The sequence below is a fragment of the Streptomyces sp. NPDC005784 genome, from assembly GCF_042871525.1.
Classification (GTDB): domain Bacteria; phylum Actinomycetota; class Actinomycetes; order Streptomycetales; family Streptomycetaceae; genus Streptomyces.
Genome location: NZ_JBIAIQ010000008.1, coordinates 160,627 through 179,004, shown reverse-complemented (window position 1 = coordinate 179,004; position 18,378 = coordinate 160,627). Strand labels below are relative to the sequence as shown.

General features: G+C 70.4%; 17 protein-coding genes, 1 tRNA gene, 1 pseudogene and 1 riboswitch. Of the genes and pseudogenes, 12 read left to right on the top strand and 7 right to left on the bottom strand.

Going from position 1 to position 18,378, the window contains the following annotated elements; translation table 11 throughout:
• Positions 1-128 precede the first annotated feature (128 nt).
• Complete coding sequence (locus tag ACFYR3_RS16430; RefSeq protein ID WP_355842029.1) at positions 129-1,583, bottom strand: MFS transporter; 1,455 nt, start codon at positions 1,581-1,583, stop codon at positions 129-131.
• 187 nt (positions 1,584-1,770) lie between these two features.
• On the opposite strand from ACFYR3_RS16430, the gene ACFYR3_RS16425 reads away from it, so the two are divergent.
• Complete coding sequence (locus tag ACFYR3_RS16425) at positions 1,771-2,226, top strand: MarR family winged helix-turn-helix transcriptional regulator (protein ID WP_389283498.1); 456 nt, start codon at positions 1,771-1,773, stop codon at positions 2,224-2,226.
• Positions 2,227-2,312: 86 nt separating this feature from the next.
• The gene (locus ACFYR3_RS16420) at positions 2,313-2,891 is read left to right on the top strand and encodes an exonuclease domain-containing protein (protein WP_389283496.1); all 579 of its coding nucleotides are present in this window, start codon (positions 2,313-2,315) and stop codon (positions 2,889-2,891) included.
• Positions 2,892-2,895: 4 nt separating this feature from the next.
• On the opposite strand, the gene ACFYR3_RS16415 is transcribed toward ACFYR3_RS16420, so the two are convergent.
• The 3 genes from ACFYR3_RS16415 to ACFYR3_RS16405 form a co-directional block, all read right to left on the bottom strand.
• Positions 2,896-3,606, bottom strand: coding sequence for a hypothetical protein (locus ACFYR3_RS16415; RefSeq protein ID WP_389283494.1), 711 nt, complete (start codon positions 3,604-3,606; stop codon positions 2,896-2,898).
• A gap of 183 nt (positions 3,607-3,789) precedes the next feature.
• A complete protein-coding gene (locus ACFYR3_RS16410; protein WP_389283601.1) occupies positions 3,790-4,383 on the bottom strand; it encodes a DinB family protein in 594 nt (197 codons plus the stop codon).
• A gap of 110 nt (positions 4,384-4,493) precedes the next feature.
• Entirely contained in the window at positions 4,494-5,162 is a 669-nt protein-coding gene (locus tag ACFYR3_RS16405) for a class I SAM-dependent methyltransferase (protein WP_389283492.1), read from the bottom strand.
• Between the two features lie 411 nt (positions 5,163-5,573).
• Between ACFYR3_RS16405 and ACFYR3_RS16400 the strand changes: the two genes are divergently transcribed.
• The 4 genes from ACFYR3_RS16400 to ACFYR3_RS16385 all read left to right on the top strand — a co-directional run bounded on the left by ACFYR3_RS16400 (position 5,574) and on the right by ACFYR3_RS16385 (position 9,294).
• Complete coding sequence (locus ACFYR3_RS16400; RefSeq protein ID WP_355842015.1) at positions 5,574-5,948, top strand: VOC family protein; 375 nt, start codon at positions 5,574-5,576, stop codon at positions 5,946-5,948.
• Positions 5,949-6,283: 335 nt separating this feature from the next.
• Positions 6,284-6,988 carry a beta-glucanase gene (locus ACFYR3_RS16395; RefSeq protein WP_389283490.1) on the top strand — a complete coding sequence of 235 codons (705 nt, stop codon included), beginning with the start codon at positions 6,284-6,286 and terminating at the stop codon, positions 6,986-6,988.
• 408 nt (positions 6,989-7,396) lie between these two features.
• Positions 7,397-8,359, top strand: coding sequence for a hypothetical protein (locus ACFYR3_RS16390; protein WP_389283488.1), 963 nt, complete (start codon positions 7,397-7,399; stop codon positions 8,357-8,359).
• A gap of 260 nt (positions 8,360-8,619) precedes the next feature.
• Positions 8,620-9,294, top strand: a complete 675-nt coding sequence (locus tag ACFYR3_RS16385; RefSeq protein WP_389283599.1) for an alpha/beta hydrolase — start codon at positions 8,620-8,622, stop codon at positions 9,292-9,294.
• A gap of 80 nt (positions 9,295-9,374) precedes the next feature.
• On the opposite strand, the gene ACFYR3_RS16380 is transcribed toward ACFYR3_RS16385, so the two are convergent.
• Positions 9,375-9,605 carry a hypothetical protein gene (locus ACFYR3_RS16380; protein ID WP_355842007.1) on the bottom strand — a complete coding sequence of 77 codons (231 nt, stop codon included), beginning with the start codon at positions 9,603-9,605 and terminating at the stop codon, positions 9,375-9,377.
• 500 nt (positions 9,606-10,105) lie between these two features.
• A riboswitch (cyclic di-AMP (ydaO/yuaA leader) is annotated at positions 10,106-10,278 on the top strand.
• Between the two features lie 1,405 nt (positions 10,279-11,683).
• Between ACFYR3_RS16380 and ACFYR3_RS16375 the strand changes: the two are divergent.
• Positions 11,684-12,040 (top strand): annotated as a pseudogene (locus ACFYR3_RS16375) (C40 family peptidase); the annotation flags it as partial.
• A gap of 110 nt (positions 12,041-12,150) precedes the next feature.
• On the opposite strand, the gene ACFYR3_RS16370 reads toward ACFYR3_RS16375, so the two are convergent.
• Positions 12,151-12,468: a hypothetical protein gene (locus tag ACFYR3_RS16370; RefSeq protein WP_355842004.1), complete on the bottom strand. Its 318-nt coding sequence runs from the start codon at positions 12,466-12,468 to the stop codon at positions 12,151-12,153.
• Positions 12,469-12,646: 178 nt separating this feature from the next.
• Here ACFYR3_RS16370 and ACFYR3_RS16365 point away from each other — a divergent pair, with 178 nt between their 5' ends.
• A complete protein-coding gene (locus ACFYR3_RS16365; protein ID WP_355842001.1) occupies positions 12,647-12,778 on the top strand; it encodes a hypothetical protein in 132 nt (43 codons plus the stop codon).
• A gap of 183 nt (positions 12,779-12,961) precedes the next feature.
• Positions 12,962-13,654: a hypothetical protein gene (locus ACFYR3_RS16360; protein ID WP_355841998.1), complete on the top strand. Its 693-nt coding sequence runs from the start codon at positions 12,962-12,964 to the stop codon at positions 13,652-13,654.
• A gap of 66 nt (positions 13,655-13,720) precedes the next feature.
• Here ACFYR3_RS16360 and ACFYR3_RS16355 read toward each other — a convergent pair whose 3' ends face one another.
• Positions 13,721-14,899: a PP2C family protein-serine/threonine phosphatase gene (locus ACFYR3_RS16355; RefSeq protein ID WP_389283597.1), complete on the bottom strand. Its 1,179-nt coding sequence runs from the start codon at positions 14,897-14,899 to the stop codon at positions 13,721-13,723.
• Positions 14,900-15,313: 414 nt separating this feature from the next.
• Here ACFYR3_RS16355 and ACFYR3_RS16350 point away from each other — a divergent pair, with 414 nt between their 5' ends.
• The 3 genes from ACFYR3_RS16350 to ACFYR3_RS16340 all read left to right on the top strand — a co-directional run bounded on the left by ACFYR3_RS16350 (position 15,314) and on the right by ACFYR3_RS16340 (position 18,330).
• Positions 15,314-17,392 carry a DUF1996 domain-containing protein gene (locus ACFYR3_RS16350; RefSeq protein WP_389283485.1) on the top strand — a complete coding sequence of 693 codons (2,079 nt, stop codon included), beginning with the start codon at positions 15,314-15,316 and terminating at the stop codon, positions 17,390-17,392.
• Between the two features lie 187 nt (positions 17,393-17,579).
• The gene (locus ACFYR3_RS16345) at positions 17,580-18,011 is read left to right on the top strand and encodes a hypothetical protein (RefSeq protein ID WP_355841990.1); all 432 of its coding nucleotides are present in this window, start codon (positions 17,580-17,582) and stop codon (positions 18,009-18,011) included.
• A 245-nt stretch (positions 18,012-18,256) separates the two neighbouring features.
• Positions 18,257-18,330, top strand: a tRNA-Met gene (locus ACFYR3_RS16340).
• Positions 18,331-18,378: the final 48 nt, after the last annotated feature.

Here is an 18,378-nt window from a genome sequence, read left to right as displayed (position 1 = left end):
GCCTTTCCCTCCCCCGCCCCGGGGCGGCCCCGCACCGGGGGGCGGGCCCCGGGGGCGCCCCGGGCGCGCGCGCCCCGGTTCCGGCGGCCCACTGCCGCCGGAACCGGTGCGCTCGCGCGACTCGGACCTCAGCGCGTGGCCGCGGCCGTCTCCGGCGCGGTCGCGGGGCCGGCCTTGTCGCCGCCGACGGCGGCGCGGGCCGCCGGGATCACGGCGGCGATGGCGGCGGCCACCAGGGCGACGCAGCCACCGACGATGAGGCCGGTGCGGAAGCCGCCCTCGGAGGTGAAGGTGTAGCCGGCCGCGCTCGTCGTCATCTGGGCGAGGACGACGCCGACGACCGCCGCGCCGACCGAGGTGCCCAGCGAACGCATCAGGCTGTTGAAGCCGTTGGCGGCGGCGGTCTCGGAGAGCGGGACCGAGCTCATGATCAGGGCGGGCATCGCACCGTAGGCGAGGCCCACGCCGCTGTTGATGACCATGCCGGTCAGCATCAGACCCCAGGGCGTACCCATGAGGGCCAGCGCCAGTCCGTAGCCGAGGGCGATGACGAGGACACCGCAGATCAGCGTGAACTTCGGGCCGCGGGCGTCCGTCAGCTTCCCACCGAACGGGGAGACGATCATCATCATGATGCCGCCGGGCGCCATCCACAGGCCTGCCGCGAGCATCGACTGGCCCAGGCCGTATCCGGTGGCGTCGGGGAACTGGAGCAGCTGCGGGATGATCAGCATGCTGGCGTACATGCCGAAGCCGACGAAGATCGAGGCGACGTTGGTGAGCAGGACCCGGGGGCGGGCCGTGGTGCGCAGGTCGACCAGCGGGTCCTTGGTGCGCAGCTCCCAGGCACCCCAGGCGATCAGCACCACCACGGCGGAGACGAACAGGCCGAGCGTCGTCGCGGAGCCCCAGCCCCAGTCGGCGCCCTTGGAGACGCCGAGGAGCAGGCAGACCAGGCCGACGCCCAGCCCGAGAGCGCCGAGCCCGTCGAAGCGCTGACCCTTGGCGCTGGCCGGCACGTCCGGGATGAGGAACCAGATCAGCGTTCCGATCGCGACGGCGAGCACGGCGGAGCCCCAGAACAGCACGCGCCAGCTCGTGTACTGGGCGACCGCCGCGGAGATGGGCAGGCCGAGGCCGCCGCCGATGCCCATGGAGGCGCTGACCAGCGCGATGGAGGAACTCAGCTTCTCGGCCGGCACCACGTCGCGCAGCAGGGCGATCCCCAGCGGGATCATGCCCATGCCCATTCCCTGCAGACCCCGCCCGACGATCATCGGGACGACGGACGAGGAGAGCGCGCACACGACGGAGCCCACCACGAGCGGGACGGAGCAGGCGAGCAGCATCCGCCGCTTGCCCAGCAGGTCGCCCAGACGGCCGGAGACCGGGACGCAGACGGACGCGACCAGCAGGGTGACGGTGATCACCCAGGCGGAGTTCGCGGGCGTGGTGTGCAGGATCTGGGGCAGCTCGGCGATGAGCGGAGTGACCAGCGTCTGCATGATCGCCGCCACGGTGCCGGCGAAGGCGAGCGTGGCGACCACGCCGCTTGCTCGGGCGTTGGGCTGGGGGGCGTCCATGAGGGACTCCTCGGTCTGTCTGCGGGACAAGGGATGTGCATCATACATGCCGTATGTATCGCGCATGTGATGTGGCTCATGCATGCGTTGTGGCTCGTGCATGCGGGTGTGGGACCATGGAGGGCCGGGTCGCACCGCGACATGTGCGGGACGCTCGGCTCAGGTGACGGCGGGAGGCGGCAGGCGGATGGTCAGGCCCACACACGAGGTCGAGTACGAGCAGATGCTGCTCAGCCGCCATGGACTGATGAACCACAGGGGCGGCCGGACCAAGGACGGTGTTCTGGAGCGCAGCGCCTACATTTTGCTCAGCCGGATCCGGGTCCAGGGGCCGATGTCGATCGGTGAACTGAGCGACGCCTTCGGGCTCGACGCCTCCACCCTCAACCGGCAGACCGCCGCGGCGAAGCGCGCCGGGCTCGTCGAGCGGATCCCCGACCCCGGCGGCGGCATGGCCCGCAAGTTCCGCATCACGGACGAGGGGGCGCGGCTCCTCGACGAGGAGAGGCAGGGGCTCGTCAGTTCCCTGGACCGTGTCATGGCCGACTGGCCGGAGGCGGACATCGCCGCCTTCGCCTCCTATCTGCGGCGCTTCAACACCGACATCGAGCGCATCGGCGGCCGCCCGTGGCCACGTCCGTGACGCAGAGCTCCAACTGCCCCCGGACCGAAGCGGCGTAGCGGAAAACCCGATGACGCGGCAGCACGCCGTCTCCTACGCTCACCCGCATGAACAGGCCCGGGGGACTGCTGAACGTCGTCGATGTCGAGGCGACCTGCTGGGAGGGCCCGCCTCCGCCCGGAGCCGTGAGCGAGATCATCGAGATCGGTCTGACGGTCGTCGACCTGGACAAAGGCGTACGGGTGGAGAAGCACCGTCTTCTGGTCCGGCCCGCCCGGTCGACCGTCAGCGCCTTCTGCACGGAACTGACCGGGCTGACCCGGGGCGAGGTCGAGGCGGGGCTCGAATTCGCCGTAGCCTGCCGCGAGTTGGCCGCGCGTCACCGTACGGGGGAGCGGCCGTGGGCGAGTTGGGGCGACTACGACCGTCACCAGTTCGCCCGTCAGTGCGCCGCCACGGCGACTCCGTACCCCTTCGGCCACCGGCACACCAACGCCAAGGCGGTCTTCACCGCGGCTCACGGACTGCGCAAGCGGCCCGGTATGGCACAGGCACTGCGTCTCGCGGAACTGCCCCTGGAGGGCAGACATCACCGAGGTGAGGACGACGCGTGGAACATCGCCGCCCTGGTCCTCGACCTTGCGGAGCGGGGGACTTGGCCGGACGCCACCGCGTCGCGGGCCTGAGGAGCTATTCCCCTTCCAGGGCGAACCAGGGTCCGCGGTCCAAGCGGTCCCGCACGACCTCCCGCGCGTCGGCGTCGGCGATCCGGTCGGCGAGGTGCTGGGCGCGGGCTCTGAGTTCCCCGGCGTCCGGTGCGCCGGTGGCCGCGGCCGTCCGGGCCAGGATCTCGACGGAGAAGGCGCTGTCCCAGTCCGTGAAGTCACTGGGGTGTTCGGCGATCAGTTCCGCGTAGCGCGGGGCGTGGTGGGCGGCGATCCGGGGGCGGCCGATGGCCAGGGCGGTCTGGGCGATGGTGTATTCGGCGCGGCCGTGGTTGGCCGGGGTGCCTGCCTCCAGCCAGTGGTAGCACGCCGCGTACGCCTGGTAGAGGGCACGGTCCTGCTCGGCGCGCGGGGTGCTGGGGGTGAGGTCGAAGAGCAGGTCCCCGAGCGCGTTGTTGAGCTCGACGGCGAACCAGCGGTGCAGATCGCGTTCGCGTGGTTGGCGGTTGCCGAACGCGCTGACCACGTCCTGCCAGCGGGCGAAGCCGTGTTCGCCGGCGATGACTTGCTGCGCGTCGCGTATGGAGAACCGGGCGGGGTCCACCGGGCCGGTCCTGGCCGCGCGTTCGGCGGCTCCGGGCTTGCCGTGCCGGACGGCCAGACGCAGGTCCTTGGCCAGGGTGCGCAACTGCCCCAGGTCGGCCTCGGCCGGAAGGGCAGGGGTGGTGCTGGTCATGGTGCGAGTCCTTCGGGTCACAGGTGGGGATCCGGGCGATTCCAGCGGCTGAGAGACCTCAAGTACTGGCCGGTGACGGGCGGTTCCCCGTACTTGCCGGCCCCGAGACCGAAGATCTCCAGGGCTTGGCTCCGCGCCTTTTGGCTGGATGCCGGACGTCGTCCAAGCAGATTCGATACGGCGCTACGCGTGCTTTTCGGCTTCCCGTGCCGCGCGCTCCAGCCGGCTCCTGTAGCTCTCCCACCATGCCGAGTCGCCCAGCGCCATGCTGTCGTTGCTCTCGTCCATCCCGACAGCGCCGTCGATGAGTTCCCTGATGATGTCAGCGTGCCCGGCGTGCCGCTGCGCATCGGCGACCACGCGCACTACCGCATGATGCAACGTCACCTCGTCCCGCTCCTTGGGCCACCACGGCACCCTGCCGGTCGTTTCCAGCGCCAGCGCGTCGATCGTCGCGTCCGCGTGTGCCCACGCCCGGCGGTAGAGCTCCACGATGTACTCGCGTGACTCGTCGGCGGTGGCCCACATGTCCGCGTTCGGCTCAGCACCGTCATCGAACCAGGGCAGCGGCTCACCGGACGGTCGTCCGAAGGTGTCGCCGAGGTAGCCCAGCTCAATGGTGGCCACGTGTTTGACCAGGCCGAGGAGATTGGTGCCGGTCGGTGTGAGCGGGCGGCGGATGTCGTACTCCGAGAGGCCTTCGAGCTTCCACAGCAGGGCATCACGAGCCGACTGCAAGTAGCGGTGAAGGTCAGCCTTGGGATCCGGTGTGGTCATGGCGGCCAGTCTGCCGTTCACGCGGTCCCTCCACCGCCTCTTTCACCGCTCGTGGCGAACCGGATCATCCGACCTGGCGGGCGAACTCGGTGCGTCGGGGCGGCGGTTGGCTACGACGTCATGGGCGGTTCGGGTTTCCGTGCCAGAAAGGTGGCGACCGTCCTCTTCGATCCTTCGCCGGGTTCCTGCAGCAGTTGAGAGGTGACGACGAGTCCGGCCCGGTCCAACAGCGAGACGATGCGATCCGGTGCTTGCAGGTGGGACTCGAAGGACACCGGATGGCCGCCATACGCATGCGTCGGACGCACATGTACGTCGTCTCCCACATAACCGGCCATCATCAGCCGGCCGCCGGGTGCGAGCGTGCGATGGAATTCGGCGAACACGACGGGCAACAACTCCGGCGGCGTGTGGTGGGTGGAGTAGTAGGCCAGGATGCCGCCGAGCTCGTCGTCCCCGATCGCCAGCGCGGTCATCGAGCCCACGGTGAACTTCAGGCTCGGGTACGCCTGCTGGGCGACCTCGATCATCTTCGGGGACAGGTCGACGCCGAACGCGCGCACACCCAGATCTGCCAGATGCGCCGTGACCTTGCCGGGCCCGCACCCCAGGTCCGCGACCGGCCCGCGGTCGGCCGACCGCACCACTTCCGCGAACACGGCCAGCATCGAGCGTGACAGCGGATCCAACTCCGCCGGTGACATGACGAGTTGCGCGTAGTCGGCGGCGACGGTGTCGTACGACTCCCGGACCGCGGCAAGGTAGGAGGGCTCAGTCACGCGGGCGACTTTAGAGGCGGGCACTGACATTGACGCTGATACTCAGGTTCCGGTGGTCTGTCCAACCCGGCACTTGCTCCGCGTCGGGTCTACGAAGCCAAGGTGGCGTGCCGGGTGGGGAGGTGTGTGACGGGGACCGACACATGGCCATGTTGATCGATGGTCGGCCACGCAGCCGCCTCGCCGGGGCCGGGCCGATGAGCGCACGTTGTCGTGGTCAGCCGGATTGAGTAGGGTCACCGACGTGAACACCGGACCGGCGCTGCGCCACACACGGATTGGCCATCCGGTGGAGGGCTGATCACCCAGCGGGTGCGGAGAAGGCACCCCCTCAATTCGGCACGCGGACCTCCCAGTGCTTGTGCACCGTGAGCCCCTTTTTTCGTGTCGAACAACATTGAGGTCAGCCGCATGACAGTCACGTTCAACCACACCATCATCGCTTCCAAGGACCGCCACGAGTCGGCACGCTTCTTCCGTGAGTTGCTGGAGGTGCCCGCTGCGCCTTCCTGGGGTCCGTTCACCAACATCCAGCTGTCCGACGGTGTGCTGCTGCAGTTCGCCGAGCCGCCGGTGGAGATCCAGATGCAGCACTACGCGTTCCTGATCGACGACGACCTGTTCGATCGGGCGTACCGGCGGCTCTGTGACCGCGGCATCGAGCACTGGGCCGATCCCCAGATGCGACGCTCGGGCGAGATCAACAACGAGCACGGCGGACGAGGCGTGTACTTCAAGGACCCCGCCGGCCACGCGATCGAGTTGATCACGCGCCCGTATCTGTAGTAGGGCGGAACCTGGTCGGACACCCGAGATGCGAGGCCCGACCACGACGTCACCCGACGGCAGCCCGGTCGTCGAGTTCTTGCTGAACGCAGCATTGCTCGGCTCGTGACGGGTGGGAGGAACAGAAGCGCCTGCTCGTCGGCCCGACACGTCCAGTGCATGGACGGCCGTCCGGGCGCATGGAGAAGCGGTACACCAGGGCGGGATGCGCCGGAGTGCGGCTGGTTCACCCCGAAGGGTTGTTTTGTGGCGGGTCGTGGTGAACGGAGTGTGGGTGCGGGTGCCTCGGGGAGAACCTGGGTCGTACGCGAAACGCCGTCATCGAGGAGTGCCGCGTGTCCGATGTCGTCTTCACGGCGGATTTCGCCTCGACTCGTCAATGGGTCGCGGGCCACTCCTGGGCCTATCCCGACGGCGGTCCGGTCAATCCGGGCGATGGAAAACTCGACCATCTGGTGACCGACCCCGCCTACTGCCGGACGGGTCTCTTCCGGGCCACTCGACGACCCGACGGTGAATGGGACGCGGGGCTCCTCACCACTGAGGGCAGCGCGGACGGGTTCATGGTCCGCACGGGAGATGTGCTGGAGACGCGGTTCCGGCTGCCCACGGTGACCGGTGCCTGGCCGGCCATCTGGACGTGGCGGGACGGCGGTCAGGAGATCGACGTCTTCGAATACCACCCCGACAACCCCGACCTGCTGGAACTCTCCAACCACGTACACGTCGCCCACCACTACTACCGGGACCGGGCCATTCAGCCGGGTGCCTGGGTCGACCTCGTGGTCGAGTTCGGCGCCCACCGCGTCGTGTGGTGGGTGAACGGAATCCGAGCCTTCGACGACCGGCGCGGAGTGGGCAGAGCCTGGCACGCCCATCTCATCGTCAACCTGTCCGTGTGCGCGGGGCGCTACCACCCGCCACCGCCCCCCGAGGCGTCCGAGATGGACTTCGAGGTGGCCCATCTGACCGTTCGCAGGCCCCTGTTCGACGGGCCCTTCCCCGCGTCGGAGGAGTACGAGGTCGACCTCCTCAACTGATGGCGGCACAGGGAAATCGGCAATCGGGGCCCGGCAGGTGCATCCGTCGCTGCCCCCGGGCCGGAAGTACGGCATCAGAAGCGACGATGCGCTCGTGCACGTCGCGCCGACGGGTGCCGAGGGCCATGACGAATCCGCAACCGGGGTGGGACGGCCCCGAGGCCGCGTACGTCAGTCACGTCGGCAGTTGCCGCACGTGCCAACGGGAGTCGGGGCGTTGCCCGCGGGCCGCGCGCTTGTGGCGTCTCTACCAAGCGTGGCGCAACGGCCACCCCGCGTGGCCCGAGGACTCGGAGTAGGGCCTGCACACATGCCCCGGCGGGCGGCGGTGGACGTGTGATCCGGCTGTGACCCGGAACTATGACGTCCGCCACAGCCGGGCAGGCCGGGTCCTGATCAGCTGGACCCATGCGCATAGCCGCCCCCCTCTTACTGGTCCTCGCCTCGGGCCTCGCCCTCTCCGCCTGCGGACAGTGGACCGACCCGCCTGCGTCCGACGCGCGGCCCACCTCGTCCGACGATCCGAGGTTCCTGCCGCTCGCCGCGTACGACATGCCCGACGGTGACGTCCGTACGGTCGGCACGGCCCGGTGGACGCTCGCCGAGGAGTGCATGGCGCGCCTCGGGTTCGACGGCCTGAAGAACCTCAGCGTCGACCCCGTACCCGACTGGCCCGAACGCCCCGCGACCGATGGTGTTTTCACGGCTACGGCCCTCGTCGAGTTGTCGGGTGACTTCCGCTACGGCGTACAGGACCCGGAGCAGGCCGCGCGGTACGGCTATCAGGCGCTGCGGGTCGCATACGAGCGCCGGTATCCGAAGAGGAAATGGACTCTCCCCGAGTACCTCGCGCTCACGGGCGAGTTCGTCGGCAATGATGCCAAGGCCGTCCACGGTCACCCGATCCCGGATCGCGGCTGTCTCGGCGAGGCCGACCGCGCGATCTACGGGACGAACCGCCGGTACCGCAGGGATCCGGTCCTGGAGCTGGAGAGCAAGAGCTTTCAGCAAGGCATGCGGGACCCCGCCTGGAAGCATGCGGACAAGGCGTGGTCGGTGTGCATGCGGGAGGCGGGCTTTCACTACGCCACTCCCGAGGACGCGCGGACGGGCCGCGACCGCGAGGAACCGGAGCAACGGCTGAACGGGGAGGGGCACGATCTCAACGAGGCTTCCGCCCTCGAGAAGAAGACCGCGACCGCCGACGTCCGCTGCAAGCAGCGGACCGGTTACGTCAGCGCCGTGCACGCCGTCGACGTACGCGTCCAGAACCGGCTCATCACCAAGAACCGGACCGATCTGGAGGCACAGCTCCAGTGGAACCGTGACGCGGCGCGCAGAGCGCACGACATTCTTGAGGGCCGGTCGTGACGCCCGCCCCGCTCCGTTCCGTTTCTCCGGCCGGCACCGCCACGCCACCGCCATGCCGCCGAGGGGACGGGAGAGGTGCTACCAATCCGCTGCCCCTTCGGCTACGGATATCCAGTGGTCGGTGAGACGATCCCTCCTCTCGGTCGAGTGCGAGGCGTGGAGAAGCGCCGTGAAGGTGGAGAGGTGCCATGCGAGGCTCTGCGCGGATGTCCGCCGATGATGTGTCCCGGCCCGGAACGACCGGCGCACTCGCGGCGCTGGTGCCGCGTCGCACGACGCGTCCGGATTCGGGTCCGCCGCGCGCTGCCGTACTGATCCTTCACGGGGGCACCGCGGACAGCAGGGCCATTTCGCGACCGTGGAATGTCGCAGGCGTGCGGATGCGGCCCTTCGTGGGTGCGGTGACGCGGGCTCTGCCGGACGAGGACACGTTCGTCGGGCAGGTGCGCTACCGCTACCGAGGGTGGAACGGTGCGGACGCCGACCCCGTCGCCGATGTTCTGCGGGCACTCGCCGAACTCGCCGAACTGGTGGGGGAGGTGCCGGTCGTGCTCGTGGGCCACTCGATGGGCGGGCGCGCCGCCCTGCGTGCCGCGGCCGCCCCGCAGGTCCGGGCCGTGGTGGCTCTCGCGCCCTGGTGCCCGGAGGGCGAGCCGGTCGCCCACCTCCGGGACAAGCGCGTGATCGTGCTGCACGGCGACCGTGACCGGGTCACCGACCCCGCGGAGTCGTTCGCCCTCGTCCGCCGGGCGGCGGAGGCCGGCTCCTCCGCGAGCGCCGTGCGGGTCGAGGGCGGTGACCATGCGATGCTCCGACGCGCGCGGATCTGGCATCGGGCCACGGGTGCGACGGTCGCCGACCTCGTGGCCCGGATCGACGGTGGGCCCGACCTGCTCTCCGCCGAACGGCAGGGCGGCGAACCCGGCGTTCTCTGACGGCCGGTCGAGTCTCGCCGGTCGTCGATCGCCGGTCGAGCCCAGCCAGTCGTCGGACGCCGGTCGAGTCCAGCCCGTCGTCACTGGCCTGGTGCGTCCAACCGGTCGTCGGGGTCCGGGCCGGAGGAGAAGGGGCGGCGGGTGCCGGACGCCAGTCGTGCCGCGGACGCGGGAAGCGGGGCGCCCGTCGACGGATCCCAGCTGAGGATCCACTCGAAGTCGCGTTGCAGCCGACGGGCTTCGCTCCGGACGAGCGTCGGTATGTCGCCGCGTTCGGAGATCAGTTGGGCATAGATCGGCGCATCGTGCACGTGGGGATCCTCGACTCGCTCTCGTGGTCTGACGTGCCTCGAAGGTACGGCCGGGAGGTGGCCGCAGTGGTCATCCGCCCAGCTCGGCCAGAACCGGTCAAGGTGTGACCAATGGGCGCCGTCGATGTCGAACGAGGTGTCAGGGAACGCCAGTTCTGTGCGCACTTCCGACAGGTCCGAGACGCCGGGGCATGCGAGCGGCCTGGCGGGACACGCTGGGGTGGCCCGGTCGGACGGGAATCCGGACAGAGTGGACCGGGTCGGCGGGACGGGAGTTCGGGTGGGGGTCGGGACACGAGGGGGTTCCGATCGCCGCAACGGACGTGCTCAGCCGCCGTTTCGAGCACGGCGCGTGTCCTCACCGTCGCGCTACGAGGTGATGCGATTAAGGTCACGAAAATGTATCGGACATCTGGGACGTGGATCTTCACATCGGGTGCACAACATGGCTAAGTTGACGACCAGGCCGCCCGACTCCCTCCGGCGAAGCTCGCCGGGCGGTGCGGCCTCCGCCGAGTCCGGTCTGCCCTTGTGGCGGCTGGAGCCGGGGACCCACCGAACTTGGGGTGAATCGACCCAACTGCCTTACGGGGCAGGGGTCGTAGGGCATACCTTCCGGAATCGTCCGCCCGAACCCGACAGCTAACCCGGTAGGCGGACGACGGAAGGAGCACCACTCCATGGCGCCGGAACGCACCCCGCCCAGCGGCGAAGAAGTCCGTCGACGGCTCTCGTCCCTCTACGACCAGGCGGAGAACGCCACCGGTAACTTCAACGCGACCCGCGCCCTGGCGAACTCCTCCCGCAAGCCCGACCGACGTGCCGCCGGCCAAGGTCGCGCGGAAGTCGATCCCGCCCAGGAAGCCCTGATGCGGCAGTGGTTCGACGGGGCACGCTCCCGTTTCGGGCCCTCGGCCCCGGCCGTACTGCCGGCCGACAGACAGCCGGACCGCGGCAGGGAAGACGCCCGCCCGACGGAGGGTGCGAGACGTCCGAAGGAGCTCCCCGCGGAGCTCCCGACGGTGTATCAACTGGAGCAAGCCGGTCGGCCGGTGGCCGAGTTGGCGGCGGCACCGGTACGAGAACTGACCGCGGGTCCGACTCCGGAACTGACCGCGCGCCCCGTCCTGGAACTGACCGCGGGTCCGGTGGCCGAGATGACGGCCGGGCGCGCCCCGGCAGCACCCGCACCCGAGGCTGCCGTCCGCGCGGCCCTCCCTGCGGCGTCCGCTCCGGCCCAGGCCTCGCAGAAGTCCGCGCTGCACCTCAAGAAGCACAGTGCTCGGCGCAAACTGGCCGCCGCACAGGAACTGCTGTCGCGGCACGCGGCACGGCAGAGCGTGCCGGCCATGCAGGCCCCGGCGATCGAGTACCGGCCGGTGGAGGAACCCCGGCTCCCCTCGTTCCAGCCGACGCCGCAGCCCCCCGCGTTCCAGCCGGCTCCCCAGGTCGCCGCGTACGCGTCGATGCCCCAGCCCCCTGCGTTCCAGCCGGCTCCCCAGGTCGCCTCGTACGCATCGGCGCCCCAGACCCCCGCGTTTCAGACGGCGCCCATGCCCACTGCCTTCGAGTCGGCCCCGGTGTCCCCCACGTTCCAGTCGGCGCCCCTGCCCGCTTCTTACGAGCCGGCGCCTTCGCCCCCTGAGTACAAGTCGGTGCTTCTGCCGCTTTCGTACGAATCGGCGCCGCTGCCCACCTCGTACGAGCCGGCGCCCGCGCCGCCCGAGTACAAGTCGGTGCTCCTGCCGCTTTCGTACGAGTCGGCCCCCCAACCCACCTCTTACCAGCCGGCGCCCATGCCTCCCGCGTACGAGCCGGCGCCCATGCCTCCCGCCTACGAGTCGGCCCCTGTGCCGCCCGCGTACGAGCCGGCGCCCATGCCACCCGCCTACGAGTCGGCCCCCATGCCCCCTGCGTACAAGCCGGCGTCCCCGCCGGTCGACGACGGTTGGCGGCAGTCGTTGCGGACCGGCAAAGAACAGGTGTGGCCCGCCGCTCCCGGGCCCGTCGACACGAATCCGGGGTTCAGCATCGACAGCCTCGTCGCTGCCGCCGCCCCGCCGGTCGTCGGATACGACAGCAGGGCCGCGGAGGCCGTCGCCTTCGCCCGTGCCCAGGTCGGCAGGCCGTGCGTGTGGGGAGCGTCCGGACCGGGCTCGTACGACCCGTCCGGCCTCACCCAGGCGGCCTGGAAGAGCGCCGGGGTCATGCTCCCCCGAGCGACGCGCGACCAGGCGGGGGTCGGCCCGGCGGTCGCCCTCGCCGGCATCCAGCCGGGTGACCTGGTCTTCTTCCACGCCAATGTGAGCCACGTCGGTCTCTACGTCGGTGACGGCATGATGATCCATGCGCCGAGTCCCGGAGCGCGGATCGCCGAGGAATCCATCAACTATGCCGGGCAGGCAGCCATCCACAGCGTCGTACGACCGGTCTGAGACGGCCCGGCCGTCCTAGGGGTGCGGTCGTCCCGAGGGTGCGGTCGTCCCGAGGGTGCGGTCGTCCGGGGGAGTGCGGGCGCCCGCCAGGACGCCGTGGCGGCGCGCCTTCAGAACTCCCGGTCGATCCCCGTGACAGCGGCGGGTCCCAGCGGGGCGTCGTCCTCGGAGAGGCCGCTGTCGCGGAGCGCGCCGGAGACCAGCCGTACGGCCTCGGCTTCGGCGCTCTTCCGGTTCGCCGCCTCGACTTCGAGCCGGACGGAGAACGTGTGGTTCTCGTCGACGGTCAGCAGACTCAGTTCCTCGCTCTCGCCCAGGTCCGTGTTCTGCGGGTCCTGAGGGCGGAGCCTGCGTTCCACGTCGGCACGGGAGACGTCCGAGAGGCCGTGGACGAACGTCCCGGGAACGGTGATGACGAAGGTGGTCACAGGAACTCCTAGTGCGGGTGCCCCGCGGGCCTGAAGTGCGGTCGGCTGTGTGATCGCCCGTGTACCCCGCATTGTGCCGCGCACCCGGATCTTCTTCGCGTCGGGCGGAGCCTGCGGTGGGGTGACCGGGCCCGGCAGCGCCTGCCGCCCGGTGATCGCGTGGCGATACGGTCACCCCATGGCTGACGCTCGGTTGACCACTGCCTCGTATCTCGTCCTCGACGTCAACTGGTCCTCGGACCCGGCCCTGTGCCTCGTGTCCATGGTGGCCGGGCTCTGCCGGCCGGCGCGAGCGGACGCCTGCTGCTGACGAAGTCCCTGGCGCCGCAACCCCGGCACTGAGCATGACGTTGGGCCAACGACGCTTCGCTGCCGACTCCCGGAAACGTTGTCCACGTCATTCGTTCCGGACGGAGGCAGGGCCGCGGGCCGCGCGCGAAGGGCAGGATACGAGGCGCTGACCGACGGGGAACGACGCTGGGGTGGGACCGATATGCGCTGGTGGCGTCGCCCTCCGCTCGCCCCGGAGCCGGACCTGACAGCGCACCTGCGGAGCACGGTGTGGGGGCCCGCCGAGTTCGTCGGATGGCCGCCCCGCCGGCTGGTGGGGGAGGGGGTCCTCGCCGGGGTCCTCGGGGCCGGGTCGATCGTCGGCGTCGGGGTCGTCGGCGATCGGACCGGGGTACCCGTCCTGGCCAGTGGTGAGGCGGGGCTCGTGTGCGCCGGAGGCCTCGTCCTCCACCTTGTGCTTGTGCGGGCGGGGCGGGCACTGGTCGGCATCGTCGCCGTGCTCGGCGTGTGTCTCGCCCTCCAGGCTCCGCAGGCCGCGGCGGGCGTGGTGCCGGCGGACGGGGAGCGAGTGGCGCCGATGGTGGTCACCTCCGTCGAGGGCGGCGGGCGGGCGGGCGCGGGCCGTACCCGCTACCTGTGCTCGGTGGTCGCCCGGGACGGTGCACCGCTCAAGGTCCGCGTCTGGCGGGGCTGCGGGCGGACCACTCGGCCGGGTGACGTGCTCGCCGTCGTCTACGACCCCGAGGGGCGGGTACCGCCACGCGCCCTGGCCGCCGGACCCGCGACGACCGTGCCGCTGCGCGATCTGGCCGCCCTGGCCGCCGCGCTGCTCGCCGGATGCGTGCTCGCGGTGGTCCGCTCCCACCGCCTCAGCCATGCGGCCTCGACCGCGTGACACCGTTCGGCGGCCACCGACAGCCGCAGGCCGCCAGTAGCCACCGCCGTCCCTCGCCGGTCCAGCTCACAGCGGGAGGATCACCAGTGCCGTGTCGTCGGTGATGCCGCCGGGCGGGAGCAGGTCCGACAGGAGGGCGTCGGCGAGCGCCTCGGGCTCGGCCTCCCGGTGCCGGGTCAGGGCGGCGACGAGGCGTCCGAGGCCGACGTCGATGTCTTCGACACGGCGTTCGATCAGACCGTCCGTGTACAGGACCAGGGTGTCGCCCGCCGCGAAGTCAGTGGTGGCCTCGGGGCGGGCCACGTGTTCCGGCCGGGCTCCGAGCGGCGGGTCGGTCGCCCGGTCCAGGAACCCCACGCTCCCGTCGCCGCGCAGGAGGACCGGCGGGAGGTGCCCGGCACTGCTGTACGTGATGGTGTGGGCCCCCCAGTCGATCCAGGCCGTCACCGCCGTGGTGGATTCGGCGCCGTCGACGGAACGCGAGTACAGCCCGAGCACTTCAAGCGCTCGGGCAGGTCCGCTGGAGGCACGGGACGCGGCACTGAGGGCGCTGCGCAACTGGCCCATGACACAGGCGGCGGACAGCCCGTGGCCCACGACGTCGCCCACCGCGACCGCCATACGGTCGCCGGTCAGCGCGACCAGGTCGTACCAGTCGCCGCACACGTTCAGCGCGCTCGTGGCCGGGCGATAGCGTACGGCGGCATGGTGGGGCCCCACCTGGTGCGTTGAGGGCAGCAGCGCGTCCTGGAGTGCGACGGCGACCTCCCGTTCGTGGGCGTGGGCCTGCCGCAGGCGGTCGTTGACCTCCTGCAGCTCCCGGGCCCGCGTGTACAACTCGGCCTGCAGCACGGGGGTCCGGGTGCCGTGCGCCGGCCTGCCGCGGGCACGGATGAGTTCGGTGACCTCCTCCACCCGGTGGACCACCAGCACCACGGTGCCGTCCTCGCCGAACACGGGAGCGTTGACCGGGCTCCAGTACCTCTCCTGCCAGACACCCGGCCGGTCCAGGGACTCCACGTCGTACCGCTGAAGAGCCATGGCGTCGCGCTCCCCGGTCTCCACCACCCGGCGCAGGGAGGCCTCGAGGTTCCGCATCCCGTCGGCGGCCGGATCGTCCGGCCGGTCGGGGAACACGTCGAACAGGTACCGGCCGACCAACTGCTCGCGAGAGCGGCCCGAGTTGCTGAGATAGTCCTCGTTCGCGTCCACGAAGACCAGCTGTGGGGTGAGCAGGGCGACCATGCCGGGCAGGGCGTGGAAGACACCGCTGTAGTCGATCTCTGCTCCCACCACCTGTTCACCCGCCTCACACCGCCCTGGTCGTGCCCACGGTGGAAGCGGCGGAGCACCTGGCCCTGCACCACCCGCCCGGCCCTGGCCGGGGCCCGGGCCCAGGGCGTACGTGTGGTGCAGTGTTCTCATCAGGCCACCGCTCCGCGTCCGGTGCAACCGCGGAGGTGCCGCGGGCCGCCCTCGCCGTGCCTGGTCCGCCCGGGGACGGGCCGTTCTCCAGGCGCTCCCCGAAGCGTCCTCGGGCCGTTGCTCCGTACGGGGTTGCTGTGAATGCGAGAGACGGTTGAACACAACGAAACCCCCGCGCGTATAGGGCTGGGGGATTTCCATGCCGAGCCGACCACGACGCGTAGGAGCACCACCTTGGGACGCAACACGCGCAGACGCCCCACGGGCGCACGACGCGCGACTTCTGCAGCTTTCGCACTGATATTGGGCGGAGGCGGACTGGTAGCAGTCAACGTCTACGCATCGGCGACCGAGACCGGGGCGGGCGGCGGCCCGCAGGGCCTGCACGTCCTGTCCGCCGGCTCCGCCACCATCGACTGCCCTGACGTCGGGAACCAGTTGAAGACGGTCCCGGACGCCGCGAAGGGGGATGTCGACAAGGAACTCGCGGTCATGGACCAGCAGATCGCCGAGGCCTACCAGCAACTCCAGGCAAAAGCCGATCAGATGCAGCAGAGCGGCGACAGCGGCGCCGACGCCATCATGAATCCGCTCAAGGAGAAGCGGGCCGAGTCGATCGGCCGCATCGTGGCCGCCATCGACGCCGCGGGGGATCCGCCGAGCGGACTCGACGGCCTCGCGGCCTGCATACTGCGTCCTTCCGGCATTCAGCCCGGCAGCGGGGAGAGCGCCGCTCCGAGCAGCGCGCCGTCGGACCAGAGCGGCGCACCGCAGGATCAGAGCAGCCCGCCCCAGAACCAGGGCGGCCAACAGGGCGGCGCCGCTCCGGTCGGCAACGGCCCCGTGGTCGCCGACTTCGCGGACATCAACTCCGTCCAGCCCAACGTGCAGACCCCGCAGCCCCAGGGCGACGCCTCCCAGGGCGAGTTCGCCTCCAGTTGCGGGGTGAACGCCAATGGGCTGTTCAACTCCGACAACGTGATCGTGGCTCCCGGCGTCACCAACGGCGCCCACCACTTCCACGACTACGTCGGCAACCAGTCGAACAACGCCTTCGCCAGTGACGACGACCTGGCCAAGGCCGACACGTCCTGCCAGGACAAGGGCGACAAGTCCTCGTACTACTGGCCGGTCGTGCGGCTCCAGAACGGAACCCGCGAACGTGACGCCGACGCCGCCGGAGGCGGGACCGAGGGCAACGCCGGTCAGATCGTCACGCCCAAGCAGGTCACGCTGACCTTCGTCGGCAACCCGCGCAGCAAGGTCACGGCCATGCCGCGTCTGCTGCGCATCATCACCGGCGACGCCAAGGCGTTCGTCAACGGCACCAAGAACGCCAACGCGTCCTGGAGCTGCACCGGTTTCGAGGACCGGCAGTTGAAGGACAAGTACCCGGTCTGCCCGCAGGGCAGCGACGTGGTCCGCACCTTCAAGTTCCAGAGCTGCTGGGACGGCGCGAACATCGACAGCGCCAACCACCGCACCCACGTTGCCTTCGCGGACGCCGAGGGCAACTGCCCCGGCGGTTTCAAGGCCATCCCGCAGCTGGTGCAGCGCATCGTCTACGCCATCAACGCGCCGAGTCTGCAGGACGGTGGCAGTACGTCACCGTTGTTCGCGGTGGACTCCTTCCCCGAGCAGCTGCACAAGCCGGTCACGGACCACGGCGACTTCATCAACGTCTTCGACGAAGGCCTGATGAACCACGTGGTCGACTGCATCAACAGCGGCCGCAAGTGCGGCGCGGGTGCGGGGGCCGAGCAGCCGCAGGACCCGTCGGGCACCGGTAAGCCGCAGCCGTCACAGAGCGCCGAACCGGACCCCTCGGAGGCGGCCCCGAACCCGTCGGAGGCGGATCCGAACCCGTCCGAGGTGGCCCCGAACCCCTCCGAGGCGGATCCGAACCCCTCCGAGAACCCCTCGGAGCAGCCGGCGCCCACCGCGGAAGACCCGTCCGAGAGTGCGGGGGGAGCGGCCCCCGGTGACAACGGCGGCGGACAGACCGCGGAGCCCACGGCCGGAGCGCCGGGCACCGAGCCGGCGGGGGACAACGCGTCGCCCGTCACGGTGGAGCCCAAGTCCGATGTGACGACCCCGGGCAACGATCAGGGCGCCGAGGTGGGTACGCCCGCGCAGACGGAACCCGTGTACGGATCGTATCCGTCGGCCGTCTCGGGGGCCGAGCAGCCGCAGGCGGTCGGCAGCGGCGGGCTCGCCGAAACCGGGGCGAACCTGTGGCCGGCCGCGATCGGCGGGATCTTCGTGATCGCGGGCATCGTGGTGCTCGTCCGTATCCGGCGCGCCTATGCGTGACACGGACCGGCCGGGACGGACGAGTCCCGACGGATGAGTTCTGAGGGGGCTCGTGGCCTGTGCGGACAGGGCACGGGCCCCCTCGGCCGCGTCCCGGACGGCTATCTCGACCGGCGGTGTGCGCCGATTCACAGCATGCTGGTGGGAGACGCGATCATGTCGTCCACATTGGGGAAGGCGAAGCTCCATGGACGCATCAGAGCAGGCACCGGATGACCGGCCCCTCGACCTGTACCTCGAAATGCTCCGCCTGCGTATGGATCCGGCGGACTACGCGCTCTTGCTGCGCATGGTCGAGCCCGTGCTCCAGGCGATCAGCGAACAGAGGGCGGGCGCGATCGAACTGTGTCTGGACGGCGCGGAACCCGACAGCGTTCCGCAGGAGGTCCGTGACGAGGCGTCCCTCGTGGTCGCCGTAGCCGTCACGGGACGCCTGGACAATCGGATCGTCGAGCTGGAGACCGAGGAGATCGGTGTCGTCCGGGTCGTCACGGATTCGGGTACCGCCGATGATCCGGAGCGGTGCAAGGAGATCGCCGACTTCATCGGGGAGCGCCACCGTCAGGACGAGGAATTGCGCGGAATCGCCGAGGCCAGCGGTCTGCCCACCGACGTGTGACATCCCTCGGAGCGCTCCGGCCCGTCCCGCACGACGGTAAACCGGCTGGTCGGAGCGAACGCGAGCTGCCGTGGGCCCGGCCGCACCGGGTGGGTCTGGTCCGGCGCTGTCCAGCGCGGGGCGGATCGGGCCTGTCGGGGTCCCTGGCCGGACGGTCTCCGAAGGCCGGAGACGCCCTCCGTCGCCGTGCGAGGGCGATCATGGTCTTTGGGCCGGAAAAGATGACGTAGAGTTGAGTTCAACGACGCGGGGTGGAGCAGCTCGGTAGCTCGCTGGGCTCATAACCCAGAGGTCGCAGGTTCAAATCCTGTCCCCGCTACTCGAAGATCGAGGGGCCGACATTACGATGTCGGCCCCTCGATCGTTT

What these genes read in the sequence shown, in the direction of transcription:
- ACFYR3_RS16420 (WP_389283496.1), top strand. Translation starts at nt 2,313, where the DNA reads ATGAACAGGCCCGGGGGACTGCTGAACGTCGTCGATGTCGAGGCGACC.
- ACFYR3_RS16430 (WP_355842029.1), bottom strand. Translation starts at nt 1,583, where the DNA reads ATGGACGCCCCCCAGCCCAACGCCCGAGCAAGCGGCGTGGTCGCCACG.
- ACFYR3_RS16365 (WP_355842001.1), top strand. Translation starts at nt 12,647, where the DNA reads ATGGCTGACGCTCGGTTGACCACTGCCTCGTATCTCGTCCTCGACGTC.
- ACFYR3_RS16410 (WP_389283601.1), bottom strand. Translation starts at nt 4,383, where the DNA reads ATGACCACACCGGATCCCAAGGCTGACCTTCACCGCTACTTGCAGTCG.
- ACFYR3_RS16415 (WP_389283494.1), bottom strand. Translation starts at nt 3,606, where the DNA reads ATGACCAGCACCACCCCTGCCCTTCCGGCCGAGGCCGACCTGGGGCAG.
- ACFYR3_RS16400 (WP_355842015.1), top strand. Translation starts at nt 5,574, where the DNA reads ATGACAGTCACGTTCAACCACACCATCATCGCTTCCAAGGACCGCCAC.
- ACFYR3_RS16355 (WP_389283597.1), bottom strand. Translation starts at nt 14,899, where the DNA reads ATGGTCGCCCTGCTCACCCCACAGCTGGTCTTCGTGGACGCGAACGAG.
- ACFYR3_RS16390 (WP_389283488.1), top strand. Translation starts at nt 7,397, where the DNA reads ATGCGCATAGCCGCCCCCCTCTTACTGGTCCTCGCCTCGGGCCTCGCC.
- ACFYR3_RS16345 (WP_355841990.1), top strand. Translation starts at nt 17,580, where the DNA reads ATGGACGCATCAGAGCAGGCACCGGATGACCGGCCCCTCGACCTGTAC.
- ACFYR3_RS16360 (WP_355841998.1), top strand. Translation starts at nt 12,962, where the DNA reads ATGCGCTGGTGGCGTCGCCCTCCGCTCGCCCCGGAGCCGGACCTGACA.
- ACFYR3_RS16425 (WP_389283498.1), top strand. Translation starts at nt 1,771, where the DNA reads ATGGTCAGGCCCACACACGAGGTCGAGTACGAGCAGATGCTGCTCAGC.